The organism is Chitinivibrionia bacterium (genome assembly GCA_009779925.1).
Taxonomy (GTDB): domain Bacteria; phylum Fibrobacterota; class Chitinivibrionia; order Chitinivibrionales; family Chitinivibrionaceae; genus WRFX01.
On the sequence record WRAZ01000024.1, the window covers coordinates 1 to 15,413 of the forward strand.

Annotated in this window: 15 protein-coding genes; 9 read left to right on the forward strand and 6 right to left on the reverse strand. The window is 41.4% G+C overall.

Annotated features, from left to right (window positions below; translation table 11 throughout):
• Both FWE23_07490 and FWE23_07495 read left to right on the forward strand, forming a co-directional pair.
• Positions 1-1,020, forward strand: a 1,020-nt coding sequence (locus FWE23_07490; GenBank protein MCL2845277.1) for an FtsK/SpoIIIE domain-containing protein, incomplete at its 5' end; no start/stop codon positions are given.
• 2 nt (positions 1,021-1,022) lie between these two features.
• Entirely contained in the window at positions 1,023-1,832 is an 810-nt protein-coding gene (locus FWE23_07495; GenBank protein ID MCL2845278.1) for an undecaprenyl-diphosphate phosphatase, read from the forward strand.
• 83 nt (positions 1,833-1,915) lie between these two features.
• Here the strand turns inward: FWE23_07495 and FWE23_07500 are convergent, their stop codons facing one another.
• Positions 1,916-2,344, reverse strand: a complete 429-nt coding sequence (locus tag FWE23_07500; protein MCL2845279.1) for a hypothetical protein — start codon at positions 2,342-2,344, stop codon at positions 1,916-1,918.
• A 2-nt stretch (positions 2,345-2,346) separates the two neighbouring features.
• Positions 2,347-4,869, reverse strand: a complete 2,523-nt coding sequence (locus FWE23_07505; GenBank protein ID MCL2845280.1) for a SpoIIE family protein phosphatase — start codon at positions 4,867-4,869, stop codon at positions 2,347-2,349.
• Positions 4,870-5,045: 176 nt separating this feature from the next.
• On the opposite strand from FWE23_07505, the gene rpmE reads away from it, so the two are divergent.
• The 6 genes from rpmE (at position 5,046) to ispD (ending at position 9,895) form a co-directional block, all read left to right on the forward strand.
• On the forward strand, positions 5,046-5,261 hold the full coding sequence (rpmE, locus tag FWE23_07510; GenBank protein ID MCL2845281.1) for a 50S ribosomal protein L31: 216 nt from the start codon (positions 5,046-5,048) through the stop codon (positions 5,259-5,261).
• A 106-nt stretch (positions 5,262-5,367) separates the two neighbouring features.
• Positions 5,368-6,462, forward strand: a complete 1,095-nt coding sequence (gene prfA / locus FWE23_07515) for a peptide chain release factor 1 (protein ID MCL2845282.1) — start codon at positions 5,368-5,370, stop codon at positions 6,460-6,462.
• The gene (gene prmC, locus FWE23_07520) at positions 6,434-7,258 is read left to right on the forward strand and encodes a peptide chain release factor N(5)-glutamine methyltransferase (GenBank protein MCL2845283.1); all 825 of its coding nucleotides are present in this window, start codon (positions 6,434-6,436) and stop codon (positions 7,256-7,258) included. The genes prfA and prmC overlap by 29 nt, the downstream gene beginning before the upstream one ends.
• A 74-nt stretch (positions 7,259-7,332) precedes the next feature.
• Positions 7,333-7,923, forward strand: a complete 591-nt coding sequence (clpP, locus tag FWE23_07525) for an ATP-dependent Clp endopeptidase proteolytic subunit ClpP (protein ID MCL2845284.1) — start codon at positions 7,333-7,335, stop codon at positions 7,921-7,923.
• A 4-nt stretch (positions 7,924-7,927) separates the two neighbouring features.
• Positions 7,928-9,211 carry an ATP-dependent Clp protease ATP-binding subunit ClpX gene (clpX, locus tag FWE23_07530; protein MCL2845285.1) on the forward strand — a complete coding sequence of 428 codons (1,284 nt, stop codon included), beginning with the start codon at positions 7,928-7,930 and terminating at the stop codon, positions 9,209-9,211.
• Between the two features lie 3 nt (positions 9,212-9,214).
• Positions 9,215-9,895 carry a 2-C-methyl-D-erythritol 4-phosphate cytidylyltransferase gene (gene ispD, locus FWE23_07535; GenBank protein ID MCL2845286.1) on the forward strand — a complete coding sequence of 227 codons (681 nt, stop codon included), beginning with the start codon at positions 9,215-9,217 and terminating at the stop codon, positions 9,893-9,895.
• A 184-nt stretch (positions 9,896-10,079) separates the two neighbouring features.
• On the opposite strand, the gene FWE23_07540 is transcribed toward ispD, so the two are convergent.
• The 4 genes from FWE23_07540 to FWE23_07555 all read right to left on the reverse strand — a co-directional run bounded on the left by FWE23_07540 (position 10,080) and on the right by FWE23_07555 (position 13,531).
• Positions 10,080-10,307, reverse strand: coding sequence for a hypothetical protein (locus FWE23_07540; protein ID MCL2845287.1), 228 nt, complete (start codon positions 10,305-10,307; stop codon positions 10,080-10,082).
• Between the two features lie 684 nt (positions 10,308-10,991).
• A complete protein-coding gene (locus FWE23_07545) occupies positions 10,992-12,443 on the reverse strand; it encodes a hypothetical protein (protein ID MCL2845288.1) in 1,452 nt (483 codons plus the stop codon).
• A gap of 385 nt (positions 12,444-12,828) precedes the next feature.
• Positions 12,829-13,221: a HEPN domain-containing protein gene (locus FWE23_07550; protein ID MCL2845289.1), complete on the reverse strand. Its 393-nt coding sequence runs from the start codon at positions 13,219-13,221 to the stop codon at positions 12,829-12,831.
• The gene (locus FWE23_07555) at positions 13,211-13,531 is read right to left on the reverse strand and encodes a nucleotidyltransferase domain-containing protein (protein MCL2845290.1); all 321 of its coding nucleotides are present in this window, start codon (positions 13,529-13,531) and stop codon (positions 13,211-13,213) included. The genes FWE23_07550 and FWE23_07555 overlap by 11 nt, the downstream gene beginning before the upstream one ends.
• A 966-nt stretch (positions 13,532-14,497) precedes the next feature.
• On the opposite strand from FWE23_07555, the gene FWE23_07560 reads away from it, so the two are divergent.
• Positions 14,498-15,355, forward strand: coding sequence for a dihydrodipicolinate synthase family protein (locus FWE23_07560; protein ID MCL2845291.1), 858 nt, complete (start codon positions 14,498-14,500; stop codon positions 15,353-15,355).
• The last annotated feature ends 58 nt before the right edge of the window (positions 15,356-15,413 follow it).

Here is a 15,413-nt window from a genome sequence, read left to right on the forward strand (position 1 = left end):
AAAAAGGTGGAAATGGCGTGCTACGAGGGCATTCCGCACTTGCTTATGCCTGTGGTAACGGAGGTAGAAAACGCGGTAAAAGTCTTGGAATGCGCGGTAAAAGAGATGATGTATCGCTACGATTTGCTTAAAAAAGTCGGCTCAAAAAACTTGGACTCATTTAACGAAAAAGTCGCCAACCGCGAATTAGACAAATTGGTAAGCCGCGGAGAATTAGACCAAAGCGAAAACAAAAAAATGTGCTACATTGTGGTAATTATCGACGAATTGGCAGACCTTATGATGACGGCTGGCAAAGAGGTTGAAAAATACATTCAGCGCATAGCCCAACTCGCCCGAGCGGTCGGAATTCACTTAATTGTAGCGACCCAACGCCCGGACACCAAGGTTATCACAGGAAATATTAAGGCGAATTTACCGTCGCGAATAGCTTTCCGCGTTATGAGCTACATTGACAGCCGCACAATTATCGACAGCAAAGGCGCGGAACAGTTGCTCGGAAACGGCGATATGCTTTACCTCAAAAACGGCGCGCCGAAAATCATTCGTTATCACGGGGCGTTTATCAGCGAAAAAGACGTGGAAAACCTTGTGGAAAACATAAAAAACCAAGGCTACAAATGCGAAAATCTGCCGTCGTTCGACATAAAAGAAGAGCCCGATTACGGCGACAACGACGTTTCTTACAACGACGGCTACGGTGGTCGCCCAACGTCGGATTACGGCTCGGGCGAAGGAATTGCAAAAGCATACAGTAGCGCGGGTCGCCGCAAATTAGGCAATCGCGACGAAATGTTTGAAGAAGCGGCGCGGCTTATCGTTATCAGCAAACTCGGCTCAACGTCGAGCATCCAGCGGCATCTTAATCTCGGCTATGCGCGCGCAGGACGAGTGATGGACGAATTGGCGGCGGCGGGAATTGTCGGTCCGCAGGAAGTTATCGGAAAGCCGCGCAAAGTTTTAGTGAGCGAAAATGAATTGGAAAATATTTTGGAGAGTTTATCTCAGGAAAGCGAGTAAAAATGGAAAGACTTTTTGACTTTTTGAACGCGGTTATTATCGGAATAGTACAGGGCTTAACGGAGTTTTTGCCCATTTCATCTACGGGGCACATGTTGATTGCCGAGCAATTTTTGCGGGGAAATTACAGCGACGCATTTTTTGTCCTCATACAAGTGCCGACGATTGCCGCCGCCGTTCTTGTATTTCGCAAGGACATAGCGGGATTTTTTACAAATTACAAAGACCCGCAAACCAGAGATTATGTTCTCAAGCTGTTTGTTGCATTTTTTATTACGGGGGTCGGCGGTTTTACGGCGAGCAGACTTGGCATTACTTTGCCCGAAAGCGTTTTGCCCGTCGCTATTGCGCTTATTGTCGGAGCAATAATAATTTTTGTAGCGGAAAACCGTTTCAAGAAGAGCGTATCGCTCTCAAACATAACTTGGACGGTGGTAATTGCCGTAGCGGTCGGACAGATAATCGCGGCAATATTTCCCGGCTCTTCTCGTTCGGGAATGGCGATTATGGGCGCGTTGCTTGTAGGACTAACACGTCCCGAAGCGGTTAAATTTTCGTTTTTGGTCGGCATTCCGACAATGTTTGCGGCAGGCGGCTACAAATTACTCGGAGAAGTAAAAGCGGGAACGGCTGGCAATTTGTTTTTGCCCGAATACATTGTAGCATACGTCGTAGCAACCGTTGCGGCGTGGCTTACGGTAGTTTGGCTGCTTAAATTCGTTCAAACGAGAGACTTTATTCCGTTTGCGTGGTATAGAATTGCGCTTGGCGTACTTTTGCTGGTATTGTTTGGGGTTGGGGTTATTTCGTAAAAGGAAATAATAAAAGACAAAAAAGCGCTGATTTACGTCAGCGCTTTTTTATTTGTATTTGTTGGCGTTGCACTATGCAAACCTCAATCGTTCAACCCCAACTTCTCCAATTCTTTCAGCGACATTGTCAGAATTGCAGACATAAATTTCTTCTTTGCGTTTTGGTTGTATTCCAAGTAATTCAGAAGCACGGTGGTTGAGATAATATCTTTGGTCAGTATTCGACGAAGTTTTGTCCAACTGCAATCGTTTGCGTAAAAATCCAAAATTTTGTTTAGACTTTCATTTTCTATTGTCGGGTTATCACGGCAATCTTTTTCTGCTTCTAATTCCAACTGGCTTTTTTCGGCAAGTTTTTTGAAAATGCTTTCTCTGACGTAGTGTTCACAATATTGAATATCAACAAACTTTTTTATTTTGTTGCAAAAATATTTAACTTCTCTAAAAGAAGCGCCACGGTACTGACAGTCGGTGCAATCGCCTTCTTTCACGTTTTTTTGTTCATTTTCCAATATTATTCCATTCTGTAAATACTTATTATTGTAGTATCGTCAAATCTGTCGGTTGTCTTTCTGAAACCGTTCACATCTTCGCAAATTGCGGTTGTAGCATCCTGTGAACTGCTGTATTTTCGCTCGGTAAGTTTTTGACGCAAACGCTTGGACGTGTAAAATTTCTTCTGTTTGTTTTGTGTATCGGTAACGCCGTCTGTGTATAAAAACAGCAACTCGCCCTTTTCGATAACACAGGATTGCGCCGAAAAATTCGCCGATTCGCAAATTCCTATCGCAGGACTTGTCGGTTTTAATTCCGCTCGTATTTCACTGTCGGCAGAAAGCAAAAATCCGGGAGTATGCCCTGCGTTTATGTATTCAAAAACGCCATTATGCGGGTTCAGAACTCCGAAAAGAAGCGTGGTAAACATAAAACGCCCCTTGTTTTTCTCGTTGTATTCGGCAACGTAGTCGTTTGTCGGAAGAACGGATTTGAGCGGAGTGTCGCCGTTCTGAGAGCAGTTGTCGGTCAAAACTTCCAAAAGGGTTTTGGTTAGCGCCATAAAAAGCGCGCTCGAAACGTCTTTTCCGCTGACATCTGCAATAAGTATAACAATTTTATCATCACTGAGGCGATAAATGTCGTAAAAATCGCCAGAAACTTCTCTTGCGGGCTCATACACAGCGGCAATGTTGAAACCGTCGGGTTGATATATGGTTTTCGGCAGGAAACTTCTTTGAATGTCGCTACCGAGTTCTAATTCGTGTCTTACGCTTTCGAGTTCGCGGTGCTCTCGTTTTTGTACTTCTTTTTGGCGGCGCAGAAGTTGCTCGGTATGAATGGTTTCCGAAGTCAATTTGCCCAGAATTTCAAACGTACTGCAATCGCAATCTAAACGGCTGTCCAAAACAAAATACAAAACGCCAAATTTGTTGCTACGGAAATAAAGCGGCTCTGTAACAATCACAAATGGCTTTTTAGCGCTGTCCAAAACCAACTGCGGTAAAATGCCGTTTGCAGTGTCGGGGGCGACATTCACCCGTTTCCCGTTTTTTACTGCAAGAACAAGCTGCGTCTTGGCAAACGTACTTATGGACGACTGTTTATATTGCACAAAAAAGAAAGTGGAAAATCCGAGTTCGGGAAATCTTTTCGCCATAACATCCAAAATTCCTTCATAACATTCTGCGTTGGAAATTTCAAGTTTAAACTCGAACATCGCAAGGAAATCGGCTCTTGTTTTGAGTTGTTTTGCGCTCTCATATTGATTAAGCATATCAAATCTCAAATCACCCGCGCGCGACAAAAGCATATCGGCGTAAGCAAATCTTTCGCGGGTAAGGTGCGCAATGGCATAATACCAAAAAACGCGAAATATTTGCGAAAGCTTTGTAAGTTTGCTTCCTTTCATAACCGTGTCGCGAAATTCCTTACGTATATATTTTAAAAACATTTCATTTTCTTGGGTATTTACGTCGTCGCAGAATGAATAGGTTAAGCCGCGAAGTTGCTCTTTATCGAAACTTCCCGCCTCGTGCGTGTTCAGGAAAAACTCCAAAACTTTATTGTACAAGTCTTCTTTTGACAATTTTTCTTTTGTAAGAACGGAAGTCAGCAGGGCTTTTCGGACGCGCCCTTTCGGAATATCGTAATCAAAAAAGCAGCCGCAAGAATGGCGTTTTACAAGTTCTGTGCGAAGCATTACGCCTTGCGAAATGTCTTTTCCGTCGAGTTTTTCCAAAAGCATTATAAGCGCTTCTTCACCGAGGCGGCGCAACGGCTGGTCAACGGAAGTCAGCGGCGGAAATGCGCATTTGCCTTCGTTTGTGTTGTCAAATCCTACAACCAAAACGTCCTGAGGAACGCTCAAACCGAGTTCTTTAAGAGTTTCCATAACACCGAAAGCCGTTTCGTCGTCAATACATACAATAGCATCGTACGGAATTTTTCCTCCGTTTGCTTTTGCTATTTTTAATACTGCGTCCGAACCTGATTTTCTGTCGAAATTTCCGGAAAAAATGCTTTCTTGCGGAAGTGATAGTCCGCGCAAATTCAATGTTTCCGTAAAAGTGTTGAGACGCTCGGCTACTTCCGAATTATTTTCAGGACCGCTTACAAACGCAAAATTACTGCATTTGTGTTCTTCTGTCAGGTGGATTGCCAACTGCATCATCCCACTGCGGTTATCTATGGTTGCCGCGGGAATTTCACTCGACAAAGGAAGTATGGACACTATCGGAATGTCGCCGTAGCCCGAAATAAATTTGTCGATTTTTTCTTTCGATATATAACTGCAAAGCGAACCGCTTATTATTATTCCGTCGATTGATGCGAATTTCGGAATTTCGTAAAGCACATTTCGATTGGGTTCGTATTGGTCGCTCGGCGAAACTTCGAGAGAGCCTCCCAAAAGAGCGACAACATTTACATTTCTTTCCTGCGAAACTTTTTTTATGCCGTTCCACACTCCCGACTGATAATATCCGTCCAGACTTTCTATTAAAACGGCAATAGTTTTTTCTGCCTTATCGATTTTTTTCACAATGAACTCCTGCTTTTCTATAAATTAGCAATACATAAAGATAACTTTTCGGCAAGCATAAAATCAACAAAAAAACAAAAAAACGTATTATTTATCAATTTTCACTTAAATACTTGACATAAAGGCGGGCGTTTAATTATTTTACGGGCGAATTTTTATGAAATATCGGAGGAACAATGAAAGAGGGTATTCATCCCAAATATCAGGCAGCTAATTTTACCTGCTCCTGTGGAAACGTAGTAAAGACAAGTGCGACAATAGGCAATCAGCACATTGAAATTTGCAGCAACTGTCATCCGTTTTATACCGGAAAGTCGAAATTGGTTGATACGGCAGGACGTGTAGAGAGATTTAACGCTCGATACGCCGCTTTGAAAACAGTAGCAAAATAAGCTCGTTTTCCGAATTGTATTATATTTATTAAAGGGAAATGGAACAGTCATCATTTCCCCTTTTTTGTCGTTTTGTTATTTTGTCCATTAAATAAAGGAGGCGGTTATTAAGGCAAAAATTGAAACACTAATTAAACATTATGAAGAATTATCTCAAATAATGCAAGAGCCTGACTTCGTCTCTGACTTGAAGAAAATGCAGGAAATAAGCCGTGAACACAGCAACATAGAAAAATGCCTTCCGATATTCAAAAAATATCTGAGCACTCTTGCCGCAATAGACGAAGCCGAAGAAATTTTGAGTAGCGAAAGCGACGTGGAATTTTTAGACCTCGCCAAAACCGAGCTGACCGTTGCGCGCGAAATCTTACCGGAAATAGAGAGCGAAGCGCAAGTTTTGTTAATTCCTAAAGAGCCGAACGACTCGCGCAATGCAATTGTAGAAATCCGCGCGGGAACAGGCGGCGACGAAGCGGGGCTTTTTGCGGGCGATTTATACAGAATGTACAAATACTACGCCGAAAGCAAAAGATGGAAAATGGAATTGATGAACATAAGCGAAGGCGAAAAAGACAGCATAAAAGAAGTGTCAATCCTGATAAGCGGCGAAGATGTTTACGGAACGCTCAAATTTGAGTCGGGAGTTCACAGGGTGCAACGAGTTCCCGAAACCGAAACGCAAGGGCGAGTTCATACCTCGGCGGCAACAGTGGTTGTTCTTCCGGAAAGCGACGACGTCGATGTGGAAATAGACGAAAAAGATTTGCGCATAGATTATTTCAGAGCAAGCGGCGCAGGCGGTCAGCACGTAAATAAGACGGATTCCGCCGTTCGACTGACGCACTTTCCAAGCGGGCTTGTGGTAAGTTGCCAAGACGAGCGCAGTCAAATAAAAAACCGCGCAAAAGCAATGAAAATCTTGCAATCGCGCCTTTTGGACTTGGAAATTCAAAAGAAACAGGAAAGCGAATCCTCGGCGCGACGGTCTATGGTCAGCACGGGCGACAGAAGCGCAAAAATCCGAACATACAACTATCCGCAAGGGCGCGTAACCGACCACAGAATAAATTTAACGCTCTACAAATTAGAACAAGTTATGGCGGGCGATATTCAGGAACTGATAAAAGGCTTGGCGCAAGCAGATTTGCAAGAAAAAATTTCGGCGCAAGGATATGTCGTTGCAAGCCAGAAAAATTCTTGACCAAATTCTGCAAAACGCGCAAATCACAGATAAATCCGAAGCGCAGGAAGTCATTTGCTATGTATGCAAATGCAAAAAAAACGACATACTTTTAGCCGAGAACTTTAAGGTTTCGGAAAATCAAATAAACGAGATACAAAGAATAGTAAACTTGCGAGAAAAAGGCTTGCCTCTCGCATATTGTATGAACGCCGCGTATTTTTACGACCGAGAATTTTACGTAAACGAAAACGTACTTATCCCCCGCTTTGACACCGAAATTCTAATTGAAGAAATCTTAAAAAACGAAAACCTTTGCGAAAAAAAGGTATTGGAACTCGGCGCAGGAAGCGGAATTATCTGCGAAACACTGCAAAGCAAGCGCCCAAACTGGAACATAGCTTCCGTTGATATTTCCCAAAACGCTTTGAATGTCGCAAGAAAGAACTGCCAAGAAAAAATCCTGCTTATAAACAGCGACAAATTCAGCGCAATTTCGCCCGAAAATCAATTTGACGTCATAGTTTCAAATCCGCCGTATATTGAAAGCGAAACAATAAACGCGCTCGACGAAAGCGTAAAGGATTTTGAGCCGAAAATCGCTCTTGACGGCGGCGAAAGCGGACTTGAGTTTTATGAATACTTGGCAAAAAACGCTAACTATTTTTTGAAACCCGACGGGCGAATTTATGTAGAAATCGGGTTTAATCAGGGCGAAAGCGTTTCGAGTATTTTTAAAGAAAACGGGTTTGGCAAAGTCGAGATTATTAAAGATTTTGGCGGAAATTGGCGGGTTATAACAGCTTGCGTCGTTTAATTCGCGTTTTTATTGCTCGGCATTTGTGGCAAATAGTATTTTTGAGCAAGAAATTTTAAGAAGAAAGGTAATTTATGTCGCATTTAATTCCTATGGTTGTTGAATCAAGCGGGCGCGGCGAACGCTCTTACGATATTTACTCGCGCCTCCTCAAAGAAAGAATTATATTTTTGGGCGGGCAAATTAACGACGCAGTAGCCGACGTGGTTATGGCGCAGCTTATATTTTTGGAATACGAAGACCCCACAAAAGATATAACTTTATACATAAACTCACCCGGCGGCTACGTGTCTTCGGGACTTGCAATTTACGACACAATGCGTTTTATTCGCCCCAATGTTTCCACCATCTGCATAGGTCAGGCGGCGAGTATGGGAGCGGTTTTGCTTGCGGCGGGAACTCCGGGAAAACGATTTGCGCTCCCCCACTCAAAAATTATGATACACCAGCCGATTGGCGGCGCGACGGGTCAAGCGAGCGACATAATTATCCACGCGAAAGAAATATTGCGCATTAAAAAAGATTTGTCGGAACTTCTTGCGGAACACACGGGAAAATCCGCCGATACTATATATAAGGATACCGACCGCGACAACTTTATGTCGGCGCTCGAAGCAAAAGAATACGGTATCGTTGACGACGTTTTGAAAGAACGGAAAGAATAAAAAAATGAACGTAGTAAATAAGCAGAAAATATGCTCCTTTTGCGGAAAAAACTCTAAACAGACAAAAGAGCTGATTAAGGGACTTGCCCCCGACGCATATATATGCAACGATTGCGTAGAAGTTTGCTTCGGAATGCTTCACGCAAAAAGCAATTTGTTGCCCTCTGCAAAAACGCAAAGCGGCAACGCGGTTGGCGGCGGCGCGCTTGCAAAATACGAAGACATTCCCACGCCCAAAGAAATGAAAGCGACTTTGGACAAATACATAATCGGACAAGAAGCCGCCAAAATCGGCGTGGTAGTCGCCGCATACAACCACTACAAACGCCTTAATTCGCGAATTATGACCGACGAAGTGGAAATCGAAAAGTCGAACATTCTTCTTTTGGGACCTACGGGAACAGGCAAAACGCTGCTCGCGCAAACTATGGCGAAAATCCTGCAAGTTCCTTTCGCCATTGCCGACGCAACCGTTCTTACGGAAGCGGGATACGTAGGCGAAGACGTGGAAAATATCTTGGTGCGCCTCGTAAATGCCGCCGACGGCGACGTAGCAAAAGCGCAACACGGCATAATATACATCGACGAATTCGACAAAATCAGCAGAAAATCCGAAAATTGGTCAATAACGCGCGACGTTTCGGGCGAGGGCGTTCAGCAGGCGCTTCTTAAAATTTTGGAAGGAACGGTAGCGCATATTCCACCGCAAGGCGGGCGCAAACATCCCGAGCAAAAACTCTTGGAAATTAACACGCGCGATATTTTGTTTATTTGCGGCGGCGCATTTGTCGGAATTGAGGACATAGTAAAAAAACGCACGGCAAAAGGCGGAATGGGTTTCACAGGGAAAATCGTAAGCAAAGACTCGTCGCAGTTCAGCGAATTGCTCCACTTATGCGAGCCCGACGACTTAACAAAATTCGGTATAATTCCCGAACTTATAGGCAGAGTTCCCGCAATTTACGCGCTCGACCACCTTACCAAAGAAATGCTTATGCAAATCCTTTTGGAGCCAAAAAACTCCATAGTAAAGCAATACAAAAAACTCTTTGAAATAGACGGCGCAAAACTTTCGTTCGAGCAAGAAGCGTTAGATAAAATAGTAGAAATCGCCGAAGAAAAGAAGACAGGCGCGCGCGGACTTCGCTCCGTAATCGAAATGTCGCTTATTCCTATAATGTACGAATTGCCGTCGAAAAAAGACGTCGGCGAGGTTATAATTACAAAAGAAGTAATAACCGACAAAGGCGAACCGAGATATATGACAAAAAGGGCGAAAGCGTCGTAATTTATGAGCGTTTCGGCAGTTATTGTCGCAGGAGGAATGGGCAAACGTCTCGGGAAAGAAATCCCCAAGGCGTTTGTTCTTGTAGGCGATAAAGAAATCTTTCTTTACAGCGCGTTAGTTTTCGACAAAATGCGAGCGATAAACGAGATAATAATAGTAGTTCCCGAGCAAGCAATCGAAGAAGTCAAGCAAAAAACGAGCAATTTTTCAAAAAAAATCATTGTTGTCGGGGGAGGATGCGAGCGGCACAATTCGGTAGAAAACGGCGTTAAAGCGGCAAGCGGCAAAAGAGTGTTAATTCACGACGCGGCGCGCCCTTTTATCACTCTCGGACTTGTAAGCGAACTTTTGGAACGTTGCAAAGACCCAAAAATCTGCGGCGTTATTTCCGCAAATCCCGTCGTGGACACCGTCCGAAAATTCGACAACGAAATCTGCGGCGAAACCATAAACCGCGACGAACTGATAGCCGTCGGCACCCCGCAAATTTTCGACAAAAAACTCCTCCTCGAATGCTTTGAAAAAATAGACGATTTAGATAAAATCCCCACCGACGAAGCGATGCTTGTGCAGAATTTCGGACATAAAGTCGCGTGGGTTAAGGGGAGCAAGCTTAATTTTAAAATAACAAGCCCCGAGGATTTGGTGTTGGCGGAGGCTATAATAGGGATGAGAGGCGGATAACCGTCGTTTCTTTTGAAAAAGTAGCAGGGAAAAGAAATCTCCCCCGCTTTGTGTTAAATTGGCTTCAAACTACTAAACTGTTGAAGCAAGCCTTTCCGCTCTAAATGCTCGTATAAAAGTATTATAGCCGATAAAATCGCACCAACCGCCATAAAAGGAGTGCCGAATGTTATCAATGCTTCCATTATTTACCACCTTTCGAAAAAATTGTCCCAAACAAAAGACCACCTGCCATAAACGCAAAACCTATTTTTGTATCCCATTCGTCCGTCAATACCATTGCTGCAAGAAACACAAGCACGCTGTAGAAGAACAAACTACTATAATCACTACGCCTTGCCGCTAAATATTCTCCTGCTCGCGATAAGCAATAACCTAAAATCTGTACAATCTGTTGAAAAAACGCTCTCATTTATAAAACCTCGCTATTATACACATAAAATACTTTTTTTACAATTCCATACGCAAGGAATTTCTTTTTATTCTCCGAAATCACCCTGATTCAAATATGACAAGCAAACTAAAATCGTTCCCATATTTATATATCTTCTTTCCAAAGTCGCATAATAAGAAAAAGAAAACTAGCAAACATACAAGCAAGAAAAACCACAAAAAATGCCATAACAACCTACCTTTCTGCCGCCTTAGGCAAATATTAAATTTTTTTAAGCAAAAAACAGCAAGGGCTGTTCTGCCGAAATTCATATTATTTTGCAGAAAAAGATGAATGTATATCTGGACTTGAAATTTAATGTACCAAAACCGCCGACAAAACAACCCCAAGAGCTGTTTCGCAATTTTGGCAAAAAAGATATTTCAAAGAACAGATATAAAGTCAAGAATTAAATTCTCAACTATTTATCTTTTTCTGCATACACAAAATACTATTTTTTCGTGGCGGAGTGGGAGATTTTTGTAGTTTTCATAAAAATGATAGATACAAACAAGTAAATTGTTTAGATAATCGATTGATTTGACGCTTGCAGAGGCTGTAATAAACACAATGTGTTTCTTTTGAAAAAAACTGGACAAGTATAGAAAATAATACTTACAACAAAGAAAAAGCGGGCAATTTTTACCCGCTATTTTCAAATTTTTACCTGCTTCCCCAACCTACATATACGCCGGCTCTTAACGAAAGCGAATGACTTGCTTTTCTCTTGGTGCCAATTTTGTCTAAAAATTCTCTGTCGAGAGAATCAAATTCTCCCGAACGAACTAATCTTTCATATTCTGCTACCCAAAGTTTATAGCCCAAAGAAACGTACGCTCGCCCGAAAGCAATACCAAAACTCGGATTAAAATAAAAACTTGGATAAATGCTTATTTCATCTGTATCAGATGACCACATACTATAAACAATCGCAATGCCGGCGTCTGCGTCAATAATCGGCGATATATGTCCTTCGACAAGGTAAAAACGAGACCTCAAAAAAACCGGGGTTAAAATGTGGTGGTGGTATCTGTAAAGAATTTCGCCCTCATCCCAACGAACTCTGTCTTCATCGACAACAACAAGCCCAGATTGCCGCCATCGCAATCTATCTATACCATCATTAGTTTGAACAAGAGTAATGTTAAACCCGACACCTAAACCAAGTGCAAAATGTCTATTAATTACCGCGCCCGAAATAAGATTACCTCCTCCCGAACTTATTCCGTAATCGCCAAGTCCGAAAGAAAAATTACCCTCAGACATAAAAAAAATTCGCGGACGTTCAACAAATATTACGTTGTCTGTATTGTTGTTGATGACAGCGCTACTAGGTGTATTAAAACCGACTTCGCTTGTTTTTCCCGCTCTTCCGCTCACTGTTCCCGATACCGTATTGTTTAACAAGGTTGTAGAGTGTCGCGCAACACTGACTATTCCGCCTGTACTACTCATTGAGCTTCCTTCTATATTTCCTGAAAACGAACTGTTTGTAATTCTTGTTTTTTTCAAAGCGTGGCGAACTATTCCTCCTGCACCACCGCCAATTACATTTGTTGCAGAAACATTGACGTTATCTATTGTAGAATTTTCAGTGTGTCTTGCAATGCTTGCCGCTGTGAAAAACGAATGCGAAATGTTTAGATTTCGGACAACAGCATTCCTTAATTCGGCACCAAAAAAACTCACGCCGTATAATCCTCTGATATAATGTCCGTTTCCATCAAACACTCCGGAAAATTGTGATAGACCTCGATGTAAATAAAATCTTCGTCTGACAGAATCAAAGTCTGTAGGTCTACTTGCCCGCGACCAAGTGTTGCTTCCGGTTGTGTCAAAAACCATAAGGTCGGTCAAGAGGTGTATTTCTCTACCCGCAAATGTTGCTCCCCTGCTCCTCCCCCTATTGACACGCAAGCGCTGAAATTCTATAAAATCTTCAATCGTGCGAATTTCAAGAATTCTTTCGCCTGCAATAAATTGCTCTGCGAAAGTGATTTCAGATACGTCTTCAATTCGTTCAAATTCTTCTTCAATACTTTGATTTTGCCCAAAAGCAAATATCACCGAAAATAAAATGCTAATCACCGTACATTTTAATTTTGATAACCCCATACTTAAAACCCACCTTTCAAATGGTAATATTAAACAGCAAAATGGCTGTTCTGCCGAAATTCAAATTCTGCAACAAATCGTGAAATTCTCTGTATTGATAATTAACAGTGTGCCTTTGGGAACAAACAGAACAACCAAAAAGGTTGCCTTGTTCTCAAAAGGCAAAAAAAAACAATCAAAGAACAGAGAACAGCGAGAGTAAAATCTCACTATTCACGATTTGTTGCGGAAAGAAAATACTATAATTTCGTGTAGGAGTGGTGAATTTTTGTAGTTTTCATAAAAATGATAAACACAAACAAGTAAATTGTTTAGATAATCGATTGATTTGGTGCTTGCGGAGGCTATTGTAAAAGCTAAATAGGTATTTGAGAGATAGTTTGTGTTATAATCCCACTTTAATTTTGCAAAAATCGTATATTTTTTGCGTTCTGTTCAAGACAATTTCTACTATTTCGTCATATAATTCCGTATTATTGGGGTATTTCACCTCAACGCCGTAAGGATTTACAAATGCGCATAATTCTTGTATATCTTCAAAAGAATGGTCGCGGTCAATACATAAATTACACAACATATTTAAATCGTGAATTTTTAATAAATCCCAATCTTTGCCTATCAAAAACGCCTTTAACATTTTTTCTGCACATTGCTGACAATGATAGCAAGAAATATATAGTTGCTTGGGATTAACTTCGTAAAAAAGATGTTTCGCGACAAACAAGTCGTCGGTGGCAAATTTTATCCACTCTGCCACAAATTTATTGTTATCTTGCATACAAAAGGACTCCCTCTCTTTTAACTTTTCGTTCTATTGAGGCAAAGCCGCTCCGTTCTTCAAAAAAACTTTTCTTTTCTGCAAGCACGTCAATGGGTATATTAAATTTTGCCTTTGCGATGTTCAGCGAAATTTGCTCTAAAATGGGATATTTGCTTTCGATGTCGTCTTTAAGCACTACAAAAAAATCGTAATCGCTGTTTTGGTGCGTAGTTCCGTAGGCGCGCGAGCCAAACAGATAAATATTTTCACAATCTGTTGTTTTGAGAATGGTATCTTTTACCCGCAATGCCTCATTGTCTATTTGCATATAATCCCCCTGTTTTTATTAGAAAATAATATTCGCCACAAACAAAAAGGCTGACAATATATGCCAATATGTTCCCATATTTATATATCTCCTTTCCAAAGTCGCATAATAAGAAAAAGAAAAGCAATAAACACGCACGCAAGAAGAACTACAAAAAACTCCATAACAAACCTGCCTTTCTGTCGTTTTCGACAAATATTAAAATTTAAAACAAAAACAGCAAGGGCTGTTCCGCCAAAATTCATATTTTTTGCAGTAAAGTATGAAAAGACCTATATTTGGTTATACGCCAAAAAGAAGATAGAACAGCCCAAACGGACGTTCTTCTTTTTAATATGTATAACGAAAGAATAGAATGGAAGTTAGAATAAATCTACTTTCCATACTTTACTGCACCAAGAAAATACTATTTTTTTCGTGGCGAAGTGGGAAATTTTTGCAGTTTTCACAAAAATTATAGATACAAACAAGTAAATTGTTTAGATAATCGTTTTGGCGAAATAGCGTCATTGTGTTCCCGTATTTATATATCGTCTTTCCAAAGTCGCATAATAAGAAAAAGGAAACTAACAAACATACACGCAAGAAGAACTACCAAAAATACCATAGCAACCTACCTTTCTGCCGTTTTCGACAAATATTAAAACATTAAAAAGCAAAACAGCAAGGGCTGTTCCGCCAAAATTCATTGTTTTTTGCGAAAATTTAGAATTGTCCCACATCAAAAAGACAGGCTACATAGGCAGAACAGCCCAAGAAAGGAAATTCTAACCTATCTGTATAAATAAAATGTGGGGGACAAAATCCCCACAATTCCAAATTTTCGCATCCACAAAATACTATTTTTTCGTGGTAAAGTGGGAGATTTTTATATTTTTTGCAAAATGATAGATACAAACAAATAAATTGTTTAGATAATCGCTTTGGAGAAATATTATTTTTACGTCCAAAAAAGGAGAAAATAAAATGCTCAACAAACTAATATTTGAAGGCATTGTAGTTGCCGCCGCTACACCGATAAAAAACAACGAAATCGACGAAATTTCGCTTGTAAAGCACTTGGATTTTCTGCAAAAAAGCGGGATTAAATCTATACTTTCGGGCGGGACTACGGGCGAATTTTTCTCGCTTGGACACGAAAGACGGCAGAAATTATTTGAAATCACACGGAAAAACTTTTCGGGCGAAGTTATCTGCAACGTTTCTGGAACGTCGCTTTTTGATGTCAGAAACGAAATTCTCTTTGTGCAGGACATCGGCGCGGACGGCATAACGCTGATACCGCCTTTTTATTTGGCGAACGCGCCTGTTGACGGCGTAATAAAGTTTTTTAACGAAGCGGTGAGCATTCTGAAAATCCCGTGTATGCTTTACAATTTTACAAAGCACACGCAAAACAAAATTACTCCGCAAATTCTTTCTTCCGTGCCGCACGCCGCGCTTAAAGATTCGGACAGAGACGAGGCGCTTATTGCGCATACTCCCGCGTTTTTGTGCGGCGGCGATTCGCAAATTCTTGACTTTTACCAAAAAGGCGCAAAAGGCGCGGTGTCGGTTATGGCGAATTATTGTCCGAGCCTTGTAGTGAAAATCTGGAAAGAATTGCAAAGCGGTGATATGGTCGGCGCGCAAAAAACGCAAAAAGAAATTTGCGAAATTGCGGCAACATTCAGAAAGGACGACCAAATCGCAAGAATAAAATATGCGCTATCCCTTATAATAGACGGCTACGGCAAAGAAATGCTGCCACCGCTTTTGGAAGCCGACAACGCGGCAAAAGCAGAAATCGACAAACTGTTTCCGGAATTTTGCAATTTTCGTTAAAGTATTAACTTTTTCTGCCGATATACATAACAAGGATAGGTATCGGACAACTTAAAAG

Excerpts from the sequence above, each read along its gene's own strand:
- FWE23_07495 (MCL2845278.1), top strand. The coding sequence starts at position 1,023 with ATGGAAAGACTTTTTGACTTTTTGAACGCGGTTATTATCGGAATAGTA.
- FWE23_07555 (MCL2845290.1), bottom strand. The coding sequence starts at position 13,531 with ATGCAAATAGACAATGAGGCATTGCGGGTAAAAGATACCATTCTCAAA.
- clpP (MCL2845284.1), top strand. The coding sequence starts at position 7,333 with ATGTCGCATTTAATTCCTATGGTTGTTGAATCAAGCGGGCGCGGCGAA.
- FWE23_07540 (MCL2845287.1), bottom strand. The coding sequence starts at position 10,307 with ATGAGAGCGTTTTTTCAACAGATTGTACAGATTTTAGGTTATTGCTTA.
- FWE23_07560 (MCL2845291.1), top strand. The coding sequence starts at position 14,498 with ATGCTCAACAAACTAATATTTGAAGGCATTGTAGTTGCCGCCGCTACA.
- FWE23_07550 (MCL2845289.1), bottom strand. The coding sequence starts at position 13,221 with ATGCAAGATAACAATAAATTTGTGGCAGAGTGGATAAAATTTGCCACC.
- clpX (MCL2845285.1), top strand. The coding sequence starts at position 7,928 with ATGAACGTAGTAAATAAGCAGAAAATATGCTCCTTTTGCGGAAAAAAC.
- prmC (MCL2845283.1), top strand. The coding sequence starts at position 6,434 with ATGTCGTTGCAAGCCAGAAAAATTCTTGACCAAATTCTGCAAAACGCG.
- FWE23_07545 (MCL2845288.1), bottom strand. The coding sequence starts at position 12,443 with ATGGGGTTATCAAAATTAAAATGTACGGTGATTAGCATTTTATTTTCG.
- rpmE (MCL2845281.1), top strand. The coding sequence starts at position 5,046 with ATGAAAGAGGGTATTCATCCCAAATATCAGGCAGCTAATTTTACCTGC.
- ispD (MCL2845286.1), top strand. The coding sequence starts at position 9,215 with ATGAGCGTTTCGGCAGTTATTGTCGCAGGAGGAATGGGCAAACGTCTC.